We start from the raw sequence: 16,166 nt of genomic DNA on the forward strand, positions 1-16,166 counted from the left end.
CTATGGAGAATAAACCAACCGTATTATCACAAATATTTAGCCGTAATATGTTACTCTGTATTTTTACAGGGTTCAGTTCTGGTCTACCATTATATTTGTTATTCCAAATGGTTCCTGCTTGGTTATCTTCCAATAATGTGGATATAAAAACTATTGGTTTTTTTACTTTGATTGGTTTTCCTTATACTTGGAAATTTATCATTTCACCACTACTCGACCGTTATTATCCAAACTTTCTTGGCCGTCGCCGTAGCTGGATGTTTATCACTCAAGTAGGATTACTTGCTTTGATTGCACTACTTGGTCAATATAACCCAATAGCCAATATCCAAACTGTCGCGCTCATTTCAACGACTATTGCCGTATTTTCTGCTGTGCAAGATATCGTCATAGATGCTTACCGCCGTGAAATTTTAAGCGATGAAGAACTTGGATTAGGTAACTCTATTCACGTTAATGCTTACCGAATTTCCGGTTTAATCCCCGGTGGTTTATCTTTAATCCTTGCAGATACACTGCCTTGGAATATCGTATTCATTTTCACTGCGTTGTTTATGATCCCAGGTTTGATTCTTTCGCTCTTCCTAAGCAAAGAACCAAACGTGCCACAAATTGACCGCTCTTTACCGTTTTATCATACTTTTGCTTTACCATTTAAAGAATTTTTTAACCGTAAAGGTGTTTCTTCTGCCTTAGTTTTAATTCTCTTTATCTTTTTATATAAATTTGGTGATTCTCTAGCAACATCGTTACAAACTAAATTTATTTTAGATATGGGCTTCAGCAACACTGACATAGGAACTGTAGTAAAATTTAACTCACTTTGGGCATCAATTATTTCAGGTATGTTAGGTGGAATTGCGATGCTACGTTTAGGTATCAATCGTTCATTATGGTTATTCGGCTTGGTTCAATTAATCACGATTCTCGGTTTTGTATGGATGGCAAGTTACGGCAAATTCGAAACCATTGGTTCATTTGAATTTTTTGTTTTAACTACTGTGATTATTGGTGAATACATCGGGGTAGGCTTAGGTACAGCAGCGTTTGTTGCATTTATGGCAAAAGAAACCAATCCTCTTTATACTGCCACACAATTAGCAATTTTCACGAGTTTAGCTGCAATCCCAAGCAAGATCTTTAGTGCCTTTTCAGGGGTAATTGTCGCTAATTACGGTTACTATACTTTCTTCTGGATTTGTTTTGTTGCTGCAATTCCAGGTATGTTAATGTTATTTAAAGTAGCACCTTGGTCTGCGAAACCAGAAGTCAAAACTCAAAGCTAGGCTTATCAGCTGAGTAGTTGACATTTCTATCAAATTCGGCAACCATTAACTGTTTTGTTTTGTAAGAAAACAAGTAAATATTACACCGCACTTTGCTCAGAGTTATCAGATTCGATAAAAAGTGCGGTCAAAAATCCGATTATTTTAATCAATGAGGTCATTATGAAAATCATCCTATTAGGTGCGCCAGGTGCTGGTAAAGGTACACAAGCACAATTTATTATGAATAAATTTGGTATCCCACAAATCTCTACTGGTGATATGTTGCGTGCAGCAATCAAAGCGGGAACTGAATTAGGTAAACAAGCAAAAACCTTAATGGACGCAGGTCAATTACTGCCTGATGACTTAATCATTTCATTAGTAAAAGAGCGTGTTGCACAAGATGACTGTGTAAAAGGTTTCTTATTAGACGGTTTCCCACGCACCATTCCACAAGCAGATGCATTAAAAACTGCAGGTATCCAAATTGACTACGTTTTAGAGTTTGATGTACCAGATGAAGTGATCGTAGAACGTATGAGTGGTCGTCGTGTTCACCAAGCTTCAGGGCGTACTTACCATGTGGTTTACAACCCACCAAAAGTGGAAGGTAAAGATGATGTGACTGGCGAAGACTTAATTATCCGTGCAGACGATAAACCTGAAACGGTATTAGATCGCTTAAAAGTGTACCACTCAACAACCAAACCATTAGTGGACTATTACCAAGCAGAAGCAAACGCTGGCAATACTAAATACTTCCGTTTAGACGGTACTAAAAAAGTAGAAGAAGTAAGCCAAGAATTAGATTCAATTCTTGCTTAATTAATTTCCAAATCAACTAAAAAAGGCTGTGTCAAACAGCCTTTTTTGTTATCTACATAAAAGTGCGGTCTATTTTAAAAGCGATTTTAGGGCAGTGCCGATTTCCGCTAAACTGCGTACAGTTTTCACGCCGGCAGCTTCGAGTGCAGCGAATTTTTCATCTGCCGTACCTTTACCGCCACTGATAATTGCACCTGCGTGCCCCATACGTTTGCCTTTTGGTGCGGTCACGCCCGCAATGTAACTCACGACGGGTTTAGTGACGTATTCTTTAATAAAGGATGCAGCTTCCTCTTCTGCAGAACCACCGATTTCTCCGATCATAACAATCGCTTCAGTTTGAGGATCATCTTGGAAAAGTTTTAAAATATCAATAAAGCTTGAACCAGGGATTGGGTCGCCGCCAATACCTACACAAGTGGATTGACCAAAACCTTCGTCCGTTGTTTGTTTTACTGCTTCATAAGTTAATGTACCTGAACGTGAAACAATACCGATTTTGCCTTTTTTGTGGATATTACCCGGCATAATTCCGATTTTACATTCTTCAGGAGTAATCACGCCAGGGCAGTTAGGCCCAATCATACGTACACCAGCTTGAGTTAAGCGTTGTTTCACTTGTAACATATCTAATGTAGGAATACCTTCAGTGATACAAATCACCAATTTAATACCCGCATCAATGGCTTCTAAAATAGCATCTTTACAGCCCGGTGCTGGTACATAAATGACAGTTGCTGTTGCACCTGTTGTTTCAACCGCATCACGCACAGTATTAAATACAGGTAAGCCTAAATGCGTTGTGCCACCTTTACCTGGTGAAACACCACCCACTAATTGCGTGCCATAAGCAAGTGCTTGTTCAGAGTGGAATGTACCTTGACCGCCAGTAAAACCTTGGCAAATCACTTTTGTATCTTTATTAATTAAAATAGACATATTATTTCCCCTCCGCTGCTTTCACTGCTTGAATCGAAGCATCAGTCAAAGTGTTTGCCGCGATAATATTCACGCCACTGTTTGCTAAAATTTCACGACCTAAAGGCGCATTGTTCCCTTCTAAACGCACAACAACAGGCACATTGACACCCACTTCATTTACTGCCGCAATAATCCCTTCCGCAATTAAATCACAGCGTACAATACCACCAAAAATATTCACTAACACCGCTTTTACTGCACTATCAGATAAAATAATTTTGAAGGCTTCTGCTACACGTTCTTTGGTTGCACCACCACCAACATCAAGGAAGTTTGCTGGTTGACCACCGTGTAATTTAATAATATCCATTGTCCCCATCGCTAAGCCAGCGCCATTCACCATACAACCGATGTTACCTTCAAGAGCTACATAATTTAATTGATGAGATTCGGCTAGTGCTTCACGAGGATCTTCTTGGCTTGGGTCTTGCATTGCTTTTAATACTGGCTGACGATATAAGGCATTGCTATCTACCACGATTTTTGCATCTAAACAAAGTAGGTTGCCTTCTTTGGTCACGACTAATGGGTTCACCTCTAATAATGCTAAATCTTTTTCCACGAACATTTTCGCTATTTGCACAAAAATATGCGCAAATTGTTTAATTTGGTCGCCTTTTAAACCTAATTTAAAAGCAAGCTCACGACCTTGATATGGCATTCCGCCTGTTAATGGATCAATCGCCATCTTATGTAATAAGTGCGGTGTTTTTTCTGCCACTTCTTCGATATTCACCCCACCTTCAGTAGAAACCATAAATACAACACGTTGTGAAGCACGATCAAGCACAGCACCTAAATATAACTCACGCTCAATGCTCGAGCCTTCTTCCACATAAATTGTGTTTACTGGCTGACCATTGGCATCTGTTTGGAAAGTCACGAGGCGCTTGCCTAGCCATTGGTCTGCAAAGGCTCGTACTTCTGCTTCATTACGCACTAATTTCACGCCACCTGCTTTACCACGTCCACCTGCATGAACTTGGCATTTTACTACCCAAACATCACCATTGAGTTTCTTAATCGCATCCGCTGCTTCATTTGCGTTTTTACACGCATAACCTTTGCCAACTGGCAATTGATATTCAGCAAAAATTTGCTTCGCTTGATACTCGTGTAGATTCATAGCGTTGTATTCCTCATCGTCATATTATCAGCTCGTATTTACAGCTCGCTTTGTTTATTGCAAAATAGCAAAAGTGTCATCATTTCAAGTTATCACATTGATTGAATTACTTGTATTGAAAATGCAAGCAAATTTTGCTCCTCTCAGAATCTGAGATAACGGTATAAACCCCTTAATCACCAATACTTGTTTTGCCTTGTAACAACTTACCTCCAAATTTCACTGTTCGTTCAGTTTCTAGCGAACAGTTTTCACAAAAAGAGTAAAATTATTTCCTTTAACAACAGGAAGATCTTTATCTTCGTATAATATTCCTACCAATATTTGCTCATTTTCTGTAGAAAAGAAACACTGGCAGACTTATCTAACAGGCAATGTTCCTTCATCAGAGGAATCTTAAATACATCTTTATAAAACTATTTTGCTCGTTACAAATGAACAATCTAAATTTCAAGCCAAGAAGCAAAATTACTCATATTATCCTCTTAACAAATATTGCAAAGAATGATAAAAGAGCGGTCAATTTTTAAAACTTTTCTAAAAGTAACCGCACTTAGTAGATTATTAAATTTCTAAGAGCAAGCGTGTTGGATCCTCAAGTAATTCTTTAATTGCCACTAAAAAACCGACTGACTCACGCCCATCAATTAAGCGGTGATCATATGACAACGCAAGATACATCATCGGACGGATAACAACTTCACCATTTACCGCTACGGGGCGATCTTTAATAGCGTGCATACCTAAAATCGCACTTTGTGGTGGGTTAATAATTGGTGTTGACATTAATGAACCAAACACGCCGCCGTTAGTAATAGTAAAATTACCACCAGTCAGATCTTCTACAGTTAATTTACCGTCACGACCTTTATCAGCTAGCGCTTTAATTTCTTTTTCAATATCTGCCATACTTAATTTATCGCAGTTACGTAATACTGGAGTGACCAAGCCTCGTGGAGTTGAAACTGCAATACTAATATCAAAATAGTTGTGGTAAACGATATCATCACCGTCAATAGAGGCATTCACTTCAGGATAACGTTTTAAGGCCTCAACTACTGCTTTGATATAAAATGACATAAAGCCTAAACGAGTACCATGTTGTTTTTCAAATTTCTCTCCGTAAACTTTACGCAATTTCATAATTGGTGCCATATCTACTTCATTAAAAGTAGTTAGCATTGCAGTGCTGTTTTTTGCCTCTAATAAACGCTCTGCAATACGTTTACGTAAACGGGTCATAGGTACACGTTTTTCTTCACGATTACCCACGCTGAAATTTGCTGGTTCTGCTTCTCTCTCTGTTTTGGTTTGTTGTGCTTTCGATGCTAACACTTTTTCCACATCTTCACGTGTGATTCGCCCACCTACACCTGTACCTTTAATCTCTTCTGCATTGAGATCGTATTCTGCTATTAAACGGCGTACGCCAGGGCTTACTGAATCAGCACCAACAGATTCGCTACTTAATGTTGCATTATAGCGATCCGCTGGTGTTGGCTCTTGCGTCGCAACCGTATCTTTAGTCACAGCACCTGCAACAGCAACTGCAGATAGTTTACCTAATAGTTGTTTACTCACCACGGTTGCACCTTCTGCTTCAATAATAGTTTCTAATACACCGTCTGATACTGCCGGTACTTCTAAGACAACTTTATCCGTTTCAATTTCAACTAAGATTTCATCACGTTTTACAGTATCACCCACTTTTTTATGCCAAGTGACCACAGTTGCATCAGCAACGGATTCTGGTAAATCTGGTGTAATAATCTCAAAATTGCTCATTGTTTTTTCCTTTTTTCAGGTTTATTTTTCTAAAAAGTGCGGTCATTTTCACCGTACTTTTAGTCTAAATTAAGCTAAAGCCTCTGTGACAAGTGCTGATTGTTGTTCATTGTGCAATGACATATAACCTACTGCTGGCGATGCTGATGCTGGACGCCCTACATAGCGTAACTTGCCCTGTTCTGGAATTGATGTCACAAAGTTATGTTGACTACAATACCACGCTCCTTGATTTAACGGTTCTTCTTGACACCATACATAGTCGGTAACATGGCTATAAGGCTCTAAGATTACTTTCATTTCCTCGTGCGGATATGGATAAAGTTGTTCAATACGAATAATCGCAACATCCGTTTGATTGTTCTTACGACGTTGTTCTAATAAATCGTAATACACTTTGCCAGAGCACATCACTACTCGTCTGACTTGTTTCGGATCTAACGCATCGACTTCAGGGATCACATTTTGGAACTTACCATTAATTAGCTCATCCATTGATGACACTGCTAATGGATGACGTAACAAGGATTTTGGTGAAATCACCACTAATGGACGGCGCACTTTACGTAACATTTGACGACGTAGTAAGTGATAAATTTGTGCAGGCGTTGAAGGTACACAGACTTGCATATTTTGTTGTGCACAAAGCTGTAAATAACGCTCTAAACGAGCAGATGAATGCTCTGGACCTTGACCTTCATAACCATGTGGTAACAACATCACTAAACCACACATCCTGCCCCATTTTTGCTCCCCCGAGCTGATAAACTGATCCATAACGACTTGTGCGCAGTTTGCGAAGTCACCAAACTGAGCCTCCCAAATGGTTAATGTTTTTGGATCCGTTGTCGCATAGCCATATTCAAAGGCTAATACCGCATTTTCAGTCAATACAGAGTCCCAAACTTCAAAACGACCTTGTGAACCGTGTAAATTAGCTAATGGAATATAAAGCGTTGCATCTTTTTGGCTGTGTAATACAGAATGACGATGGAAGAATGTACCACGTCCCGCATCTTCACCAGATAAACGCACATGATATCCTTCATCTAACAAAGTAGCATAAGCCATTGTTTCTGCCATCCCCCAATCAAAAAGTTTTTCACCTTTTGCCATTAAAGTGCGGTCAGAATAAATTTTATTTACACGTGAATGCAATTCATGATGTACCGGATATTCACATACTTTATTGGCTAATCCTTTAAAGCGTTCTGCATCAAATTTGCTTTCATATTCACACCATTCACGACTGAGGTATTTCGTCCAGTTTTTTGCAGTCAGATCCATTTCCCGCCACTCAGACACGACACAATCACCTCGATCTAAGGCGTCACGATAATTATTGAGCAGTTCAGTAGCATCCTCGTCTTTGATCACACCTTGAGCCACTAAGCGATCTGCATATACTTTACGTGGTGTAGGATGTTTTTTGATACGATCATACATTAGTGGTTGGGTAGCTGATGGCTCATCCGCTTCATTATGACCATGGCGACGATAAGAGACTAAATCAATGAAAATATCACGTTTAAATAAAGTGCGATATTCCACAGCCATACGAGCGGCATAAGCAACAGCTTCAGGATCATCACCATTAACATGAATCACTGGTGCCTCGATCATTTTGGCGATATCAGTACAGTATTCTGTTGAACGAGTGTCATTTGGGTTTGAAGTAGTAAAACCGATTTGATTGTTAATCACAACACGTATTGTACCACCTACACTGTAACCACGAGTGCCTGACATATTTAAGGTTTCTTGTACTACACCTTGTCCAATTACGGCTGAGTCACCGTGGACAGTCACTGGCAATACTCTGGCTTTTTCATGATCGTTAATGCGCTTTTGTCTTGCTCTAACTGAACCAATAACCACTGGACTAACGATTTCTAAGTGAGATGGATTGAAAGCAAGCACTAAATGCACAATACCATCATCTGTCATAAAGTCAGAAGAAAAACCTTGGTGATATTTTACGTCTCCTGTACCATTCCCGTGGTGTTTGCCCGCAAATTCATCAAATAATTCTGAAGGTTTCTTACCTAATACGTTGACTAACATATTTAAGCGACCACGGTGTGCCATGCCCATTGCGATTTCGTCAATACCATTACGTTTACCATGACGAATAATTTCTTTCATTAAAAGGATAAAAGCATCACTACCTTCTAATGAAAAACGTTTTGCACCAGGGAACTTAGCACCTAAATAACGTTCTAAACCATCTGCTGCAGTCAATTCTTCTAGAAATTTCAATTGTTCTTTTTTATTGAAAGATTGAGTTAGGCGAGATTCTAATTTATTTTGTAGCCATGTTCTTGCTTCCACATCATTGACATGCATAAATTCAAGACCAATCGTGCCACAATAGGTTTTCTTTAATAAATCGGTTAAATCACGTAATGAAATTTTATCTTTATTTGCGACTTTACCGCCAACATCAAACACCTCATCAAGATCACTGTCATCAAAACCGTGGTATTTATAATCTAAAGTTGGCGCCTCCATTCGTTGCCACATATTCAGCGGATCAAGATTAGCGTGTAAATGTCCACGATTGCGATGAGCATTCACAAATTGGAGGAGTTTTACTAATCTTGCACTGACATTTGGATCAATGACACCGACTCCATTTGGAGAGTTATCACGAGCGAGTCGTTTAAAATAATCACGGACTTGAGAGTGGGGCTGTTCTACTTCAACTGTTTTTGGAAGGGAGTTAAAAATATCTTGCCAACTGGCATCAACCGATTCGGGATCTCGCAGGTAATCTTCATAAAGCTCTTCGATGTAAGTCTGGTTAATACCACCTAAAGCGCTTGAATTTAGCCATTCGCTAATTGAGTTTTTTTGTTGCATTATGTCCACCTGAGATAAGTACTTGATAACAATAATAGCGAAAATCACCTTTGCTATTATACAGAGGATTTACCAATAATAACTTCTTCTTTTTTCAATCATGCCTTTATATGATTAAAAAACAATTCACTCCAATAAGCAATAACATTATGTAACATTGCATTAACATTTTTGCTATTTTTTGATCTCTGTCTCACTTTCAAAAAATAACAATTTATTTACATTTTTTTTTCTTCATAATAAAGACACTCAACAAATTTAAGGTTATATTGTTTAAAAATGCGATAAAAAAACACACAACTCACTAAAATAAGGATGAACTTATGTCTGAATTAACTGCAAAACTCACCTTAAGCGATGGTCGTGAATACGATCTACCAGTGCACAAAGGTTCTCTTGGTTATGATGCGGTGGATGTTCAATCCCTAGTCAAAAAGAAGCTCTTTACTTATGATCCTGGTTTTATGTCTACTGCTTCTTGTCGTTCTGAAATTACTTATATTGATGGCGACAACGGTGTGTTACTACATCGAGGCTATCCAATAGCAGATCTTGCAAAAAATGCGGATTATGTTGAAGTTGCCTACTTATTGTTATTTGGTGAACGACCAACAGCAGAAGAATATAAAAATTTTACTCAACTTGTGCGACGCCATACCCTAGTTCATGAGCAAATTTCTCGCTTCTTCCATGGTTTCCGTCGTGACTCTCACCCAATGGCAATTATGTGTGGTGTAAGTGGTGCTCTAGCAGCTTTCTATCACGATTCATTGGATATTAACGATATTACTCACCGTGAAATTACTGCAATTCGCTTATTGGCTAAAATGCCAACACTAGCGGCAATGTGTTACAAATATTCCATCGGACAACCATTTATGTTCCCACAAAATCATCTTTCTTATTCAGGGAACTTCTTGTATATGATGTTCGCAACACCTTGTGAGCCCTATGTAGTAAACCCAGTGTTAGAACGTGCAATGGATCGAATTTTCATCCTCCATGCAGACCACGAGCAAAATGCCTCAACCTCAACAGTACGTACCGCTGCCTCTTCAGGAGCTAACCCATTTGCTTGTATTGCAGCAGGTATTGCTTCACTTTGGGGGCCTGCGCACGGTGGTGCAAACGAAGCCTGTATCAATATGTTAGAAGAAATTGGCACAGTTGATCGTATTCCTGAATTTATTGCACGTGCAAAAGATAAAAATGATCCATTCCGCTTAATGGGCTTTGGCCACCGTGTGTATAAAAACTATGACCCACGTGCAAAAGTAATGCGTCAAACTTGCCACGACGTGTTGAATGAATTGAATATCCAGAATCCACTGTTTGATGTAGCAATGGAATTAGAACGCATCGCCTTAAGCGATCCATATTTCATTGAACATAAACTTTATCCAAATGTGGACTTCTATTCAGGTATTATCTTGAAAGCAATCGGTATTCCAACATCAATGTTTACTGTAATGTTCGCATTAGCAAGAACTGTAGGTTGGATTGCACACTGGAAAGAAATGTTCAAACCGGGCAATATGAAAATTGTACGCCCTCGTCAGCTTTATGTTGGGGAGATGGAACGTCCATTTACTGCAATGGATAAAAGCTAAACTTAATCAATACAATAAAGGGGCATTATGCCCCTTCTTTTTTATATCTTACTTACGCTTTAATAAAATTTTCAAAATTTGCACCGCACTTTAGTCTTGCAAACGCTCAAATCCTGCTTTTAAATCATTAATTAAATCTTGTGTATCTTCTAAGCCAATATGTACACGGATTAATGTTCCTGTTAATTTACGCTGAATATTGGGACGAATACGTGCAATTTCTTCTGGTTGATTATATAAAATTAAAGACTCAAAACCGCCCCAAGAATACGCCATACTGAATAATTCAAAATGATTCATAAAACGTTCTAACTGCGCTTGGTTTAATTTTTGATGTAATTCAAAGGAAAATAAACCACTTGCACCTTTAAAGTCACGTTTAAAAAATTCGTGACCTGGACAACTTGGCAATGCAGGATGATAAACAGCTTTCACCTCTGGTTGTTCAACAAGCCATCGTGCCACCTCAATACTTTTCTCTTGATGTTGTTTTAAACGAATATCTAACGTTCTAATTCCTCTTGATGTCATATAGGCACAATCTGCCGACACTGTTTGCCCCATTAAATAAGAATGTTCACGTAATTGCGCCCAACAACGCTTATTTGCCACCGCCGTGCCAATCATTACATCGGAATGTCCAACTAAATATTTTGTTCCAGCTTGAATAGAAATATCAATATCGTATTCCAACGCATTAAATAACACCCCTGCTGCCCAAGTATTGTCAATCATAATCACAATTTCTGGATTAATGTTACGGACAGTTTTAACAATCGTAGGAATATCAGGGACTTCCATTGTGAGCGAACTTGGTGCTTCTAAAAAAAGCACTTTGGTATTGGGTTGTACTAAACTCGCAATTTTTTCACCAATAAGTGGATCATAATATGTTGTGTCGACTTGCAATTTTTTAAGCACTTGATTACAAAAATCCTGCGTAGGTTCATAAGCTGCACCTGTCATCAAAACGTGATCGCCGGCTTGAACAAAAGATAAAATCGCATTACTCACTGCCGCTGCACCACAAGAGTAAAGATAACACCCCTCACCACCTTCAATTTCCATCATTAAATCTTGTAATGCGAAGTGTGTTAAGGTGCCACGGCGTCCGTAAAATAATGCGCCTTGAGTACGGTTAATTGTGGCATATTTCTTATCAGCTAATGAGTCAAAGACAAGAGAGGATGCTCGCTGGATAACAGAGTTCACACTACCTAGTGTGAATTTTCTATCTCTACCTGAATGGATAAATTTTGTTGATTCTGCATATTTTTTTTTCATTACATTTCTCTATATTTAAAATAACTTAAGATTATAACAATCATTGCAATAGACGAAACCAATTATATAAACACTTTTATCTCTCCTACAATAACGAGGTCCTTTTTTACTATTTTACAACCAGTCAATATAGGTTAATCAATTTATTTAATAGGAGATTTTTTACTATGGTATTAGTTACACGTCAAGCACCAGATTTTACAGCATCAGCAGTTCTAGGTAATGGAGAAATAGTTGATAACTTTAATTTTAAACAACACACTCAAGGTAAAGCAGCAGTAGTTTTCTTCTATCCATTAGACTTCACTTTCGTATGTCCATCTGAATTAATCGCATTTGACCACCGTTATGAAGAATTCAAAAAACGCGGTGTTGAAATCATCGGTGTATCTATCGACTCACAATTCAGCCATAATGCTTGGCGTAAAACCCCAGTAGATAAAGGCGGTATCGGTGAGGTAAACTATGCATTAGTTGCTGACGTTAAACACGAAATTGCAAAAGCTTTTGGAATTGAACACCCAGAAGCTGGGGTTGCATTACGCGCATCATTCTTAATCGACAAAAATGGCATTGTTCGTCACCAAGTAGTTAATGATTTACCATTGGGTCGTAACATCGACGAAATGTTACGTATGGTTGATGCATTACAATTCCACGAAGAACACGGTGAGGTTTGCCCTGCTCAATGGGAAAAAGGTAAAGAAGGTATGCAAGATAACCCAGAGGGCGTAGCAAAATATTTAAAACAACATGCTAATGAACTTTAATTAAATCAAAAAGGGCTAAATAATTTAGCCCTTTTCTTTTCAACACACTTCAAAAATTGACTACACTTAATTCACTTTCGGCTTCACTTCAATATATACAGTAATTTCTTCACGATCATGATATAAATGTTTTGCTTGAATTTGATAACTGAATTCGTGTTTTGTTAATTCATTTTCAATATGTTCTAAACATTGTTGCACTTCTACATAACGTTTTTTCATTGGTAATTTTAAATTGAATATCATTTTATAGCACCAACCATTGATTAACCACTTCAACATTAAATGAGTAATACGAACAGGCTGCTCCACCATATCACACACAAGCCAATCAATTTTTCGACGTTTTGGAGGTTGGAATTTAAAACCATCTTCAGGGCAATGTTCAATGCGTCCCGTTTCGTGCAAACTCTCTGCCATTTTGCCGTGATCTACAGCATAAACAAACAAACCTCGTTTCACTAATTGATATGTCCAACCACCTGGACAAGCGCCTAGATCCACTGCGTACATTGTATCTTTCAAATGTTGCGCTTCTTGTTCCTTTGGAATAAAAGTTAAAATCGCTTCTTCTAATTTTAGAGTGGAGCGACTTGGTGCATCTGCTGGAAATTTCAAACGATGAATCCCCATAAAATGCTTAGAATGATTGTTATTATATGAATAGCCCACATAACAACTATTTGATTTAACAAAGAAAACGTGAAGTGTTACAGCACCCTTTTTCGTTTCATTGAAATTTAACCAGCCTTGTTTTTTAAGATGTTGGCGTAGTGGCACAGTAAATTTACGACAAAAACCAGATAACTCTTTCGCCTCGTTGGTATCAGCAGTCTCAACAAATAATTCGCTACTTTGTTTTAAATTCACAACACCTGCTAACTGTTGATATTGCGCTAAAATTGGGCTAATACGATCTTCTACTGACAAATCACTTAGCAGATCTGAAACCACAATCATTTGACGAGCAAAAATTAATTGATTGAATGGAATTTCTTTCGCAAGGCGATCTGCTTCACCAGCTTGATAACATTCAAAAATAACATAACCACTTTTTTCTTGTATACGAGCGAAGCCGAACACTCCAAGTGCGGTTGCTTTTTCTGAGATTTCTGCAGCAACTTCTTTTTCAAAGCCGCTGCGACAATATAAGGCTAATTTATTCATTTTTCTGCTTCATTGTTTCGATAATCCAAACACGAAAGGCTTGGACGCGTTCATCATTATTGTCAAAATGATTCACTACATAAAAGGATTTTGGATCACGCAATTGTGTTGGCAGTACAACTTGTAAATGCCCATTATCAATCTCTTGTTGAGCTAAAATACGATTTGCTAAAACTAAACCTTGTCCGTGAATGGCAGCCTGCAATGCCATAAAGGTATGGCTAAATAACGAACCTTGCTGAATATTTAAGTCATCTAACTGCAAAAAATTTGCCATATTTTGCCAGTTATCACGTGTATGAGTATGAATTAAGGTATGTGATTTTAAATCTTCTTTTATGTGAATCGGGTTTTGTTCTAAGAGTTTCGGAGAAGCCAAAATCAATAGATTTTCTTCTACCAATTTTTCAACTTGTAGATTATCCCAGTTTCCTTGTCCATAATAAATAGCAATATCAATTTCTTTGCTTAATAATCCCTCATCTTGATCAACACCTTTCAAACGCACTTCAATTTCAGGATACAATTTGTTAAATCCGCTCAAATGTGGCACAAGCCATTGGATACCAAAAGTTTGTGGCACACTAATAGTAAGATGCTTATCGTTCTTTAATGCTAATAATTTATCTGTTGCTTCCACTAAACGATGTAAAATTTTTGTCACATCTACAAAATAAGCCTTACCTAAATCGGTTAATTCTAATGCACGATTCTTACGCTTAAATAACTCAATGCCTAAAAAATCTTCTAACAGTTTTATTTGATGGCTCACTGCTGCCTGTGTAACAAATAGCTCTTCTGCCGCTTTTGTGAAACTCAAATGCCTTGCTGCAGACTCAAAAGCTTTCAATGAATTCAAGGGAGGCAAACGTTTATACATATTTCTTCTCAATGTTAATTTTTTGATCTATAATATAACAGATTTTATTCACATTACTTTTTTTAATGCATCAAATAAAAAAATATCCTTTGTCGATTTCCTACCTCTTCACTACAATGCACGCATACTTAATGATTGGTAATTCCTTACTGGTTAAAGAGTTTCAGACTTAAGTATGATGTTGTGTTTGCATATTGTTTGGGAAACCAAACAAAGTAACTTTTTTTGAAGTTACTTATTTTCACTTCCTGTATATTTATTTAAACCCTTTTTGGTTATACACCGTTCTTTTTGAACGGTGTTTTTTTATGTGCGGAATTCTAGCACATTCCTCTTTTTATTTCTTCTTAACTTTATAAGCTTACTGCTATTTCATTGATTGCCTAGATTTTTTTAACTGTAAATATTTGCAAGCTATCCAGAATGGTGTAGATTGAATAGTATTTTCGGACACAACAAAAAGGATATAACAATGACAAAAAATATTGATTGGCAGAATTTAGGTTTCGGTTATATAAAAACAGATTACCGATATATTGCTTATTGGAAAGATGGTAAATGGTCAAAAGGCGAATTAACTCAAGATAATGTTTTACATATTAGCGAAGGCTCAACTGCCCTCCATTATGGTCAGCAATGCTTCGAGGGCTTAAAAGCGTATCGCTGCAAAGACGGCTCAATCAACCTTTTCCGACCAGATCAAAATGCGGAACGTATGCAACGTAGCTGCCAGCGTCTATTAATGCCTAGTGTACCAACCGAAATGTTTATTGATGCGTGTAAACAAGTAATTAAAGCTAACCAAGAATGGCTTGCTCCATACGGCACTGGTGCAACATTATATTTACGTCCATTTGTAATTGGTGTCGGTGATAATGTTGGCGTAAACCCCGCTCCTGAATATATATTCTCGATTTTCTGTTGTCCTGTAGGTGCATATTTTAAAGGTGGATTAAAACCAACCAATTTCTTGGTGTCTAACTATGACCGTGCAGCACCACAAGGTACTGGCGCTGCAAAAGTCGGAGGAAACTATGCAGCAAGTTTATATCCGGGTAAAGAAGCGAAATCACGTGGTTTTGGTGACTGTATTTATTTAGATCCAACCACTCACACTAAAATTGAAGAAGTAGGATCTGCAAACTTCTTTGGTATTACTAAAGACAATAAATTCGTTACACCACTTTCGCCATCAATTCTTCCTAGTATAACTAAATACTCGCTACTCTATTTAGCAAAAGAGCGTTTAGGACTAGAAACAGTAGAAGGTGATGTTTATATTGACCAATTAAGCCAATTTAAAGAGGCTGGTGCTTGTGGTACAGCTGCAGTGATCACCCCAATTGGCGGTATTCAATATGGCGATAATTTCCATGTATTCTATTCAGAAACAGAAGTAGGTGAAGTGACTTTGAAGCTTTACAATGAATTGGTTGGCATTCAATTTGGTGATGTTGAAGCACCAAAAGGCTGGATTGTTAAAGTAGAATAATTAACTATTAAAACATACTTTTCATAATAAAAATGCGGTTAAAACTTTTAACGTTTCGACCGCACTTTTTTTCATATCCGAAAATCAATATGCAATAAAGTGATTTTTACGATGCA

At 37.8% G+C, this 16,166-nt stretch carries 12 protein-coding genes; 5 read left to right on the plus strand and 7 right to left on the minus strand.

Features of this window, described 5'->3' with window-relative positions:
- Nucleotides 1-2: 2 nt before the first annotated feature.
- Nucleotides 3-1,286: an AmpG family muropeptide MFS transporter gene (locus CKV78_RS04320; RefSeq protein WP_005762297.1), complete on the plus strand. Its 1,284-nt coding sequence runs from the start codon at nt 3-5 to the stop codon at nt 1,284-1,286.
- 162 nt (nt 1,287-1,448) lie between these two features.
- Nucleotides 1,449-2,093 carry an adenylate kinase gene (gene adk, locus CKV78_RS04325; RefSeq protein ID WP_005762298.1) on the plus strand — a complete coding sequence of 215 codons (645 nt, stop codon included), beginning with the start codon at nt 1,449-1,451 and terminating at the stop codon, nt 2,091-2,093.
- A 69-nt stretch (nt 2,094-2,162) separates the two neighbouring features.
- Here adk and sucD read toward each other — a convergent pair whose 3' ends face one another.
- The 4 genes from sucD to sucA all read right to left on the minus strand — a co-directional run bounded on the left by sucD (nt 2,163) and on the right by sucA (nt 8,847).
- Nucleotides 2,163-3,032, minus strand: a complete 870-nt coding sequence (sucD, locus tag CKV78_RS04330) for a succinate--CoA ligase subunit alpha (protein ID WP_005762300.1) — start codon at nt 3,030-3,032, stop codon at nt 2,163-2,165.
- Nucleotide 3,033: 1 nt separating this feature from the next.
- Nucleotides 3,034-4,200, minus strand: coding sequence for an ADP-forming succinate--CoA ligase subunit beta (sucC, locus tag CKV78_RS04335; protein ID WP_005762301.1), 1,167 nt, complete (start codon nt 4,198-4,200; stop codon nt 3,034-3,036).
- Between the two features lie 564 nt (nt 4,201-4,764).
- The gene (gene odhB, locus CKV78_RS04340) at nt 4,765-5,985 is read right to left on the minus strand and encodes a 2-oxoglutarate dehydrogenase complex dihydrolipoyllysine-residue succinyltransferase (protein ID WP_005762302.1); all 1,221 of its coding nucleotides are present in this window, start codon (nt 5,983-5,985) and stop codon (nt 4,765-4,767) included.
- A 69-nt stretch (nt 5,986-6,054) separates the two neighbouring features.
- Nucleotides 6,055-8,847 (minus strand): 2-oxoglutarate dehydrogenase E1 component, encoded by a 2,793-nt coding sequence (gene sucA, locus CKV78_RS04345; protein ID WP_032855164.1) that lies wholly within the window; start codon nt 8,845-8,847, stop codon nt 6,055-6,057.
- A 323-nt stretch (nt 8,848-9,170) separates the two neighbouring features.
- Here sucA and CKV78_RS04350 point away from each other — a divergent pair, with 323 nt between their 5' ends.
- Nucleotides 9,171-10,457, plus strand: coding sequence for a citrate synthase (locus tag CKV78_RS04350; RefSeq protein ID WP_005762304.1), 1,287 nt, complete (start codon nt 9,171-9,173; stop codon nt 10,455-10,457).
- A 90-nt stretch (nt 10,458-10,547) separates the two neighbouring features.
- Here the strand turns inward: CKV78_RS04350 and metC are convergent, their stop codons facing one another.
- Nucleotides 10,548-11,741: a cystathionine beta-lyase gene (gene metC, locus CKV78_RS04355; protein ID WP_005762305.1), complete on the minus strand. Its 1,194-nt coding sequence runs from the start codon at nt 11,739-11,741 to the stop codon at nt 10,548-10,550.
- A gap of 167 nt (nt 11,742-11,908) precedes the next feature.
- On the opposite strand from metC, the gene CKV78_RS04360 reads away from it, so the two are divergent.
- Entirely contained in the window at nt 11,909-12,511 is a 603-nt protein-coding gene (locus CKV78_RS04360) for a peroxiredoxin C (protein ID WP_005762307.1), read from the plus strand.
- Nucleotides 12,512-12,577: 66 nt separating this feature from the next.
- Here CKV78_RS04360 and rlmM read toward each other — a convergent pair whose 3' ends face one another.
- Both rlmM and CKV78_RS04370 read right to left on the minus strand, forming a co-directional pair.
- Nucleotides 12,578-13,678 (minus strand): 23S rRNA (cytidine(2498)-2'-O)-methyltransferase RlmM, encoded by a 1,101-nt coding sequence (rlmM, locus tag CKV78_RS04365; RefSeq protein ID WP_005762308.1) that lies wholly within the window; start codon nt 13,676-13,678, stop codon nt 12,578-12,580.
- Nucleotides 13,671-14,558, minus strand: a complete 888-nt coding sequence (locus tag CKV78_RS04370) for a transcriptional regulator GcvA (protein WP_005762309.1) — start codon at nt 14,556-14,558, stop codon at nt 13,671-13,673. Before CKV78_RS04370 ends, rlmM begins: the two co-directional genes overlap by 8 nt.
- A 466-nt stretch (nt 14,559-15,024) precedes the next feature.
- Here CKV78_RS04370 and CKV78_RS04375 point away from each other — a divergent pair, with 466 nt between their 5' ends.
- The gene (locus CKV78_RS04375) at nt 15,025-16,050 is read left to right on the plus strand and encodes a branched-chain amino acid aminotransferase (RefSeq protein ID WP_269457968.1); all 1,026 of its coding nucleotides are present in this window, start codon (nt 15,025-15,027) and stop codon (nt 16,048-16,050) included.
- Nucleotides 16,051-16,166: the final 116 nt, after the last annotated feature.

The sequence above is a fragment of the Pasteurella dagmatis genome, from assembly GCF_900186835.1.
Classification (GTDB): Bacteria; Pseudomonadota; Gammaproteobacteria; order Enterobacterales; family Pasteurellaceae; genus Pasteurella; species Pasteurella dagmatis.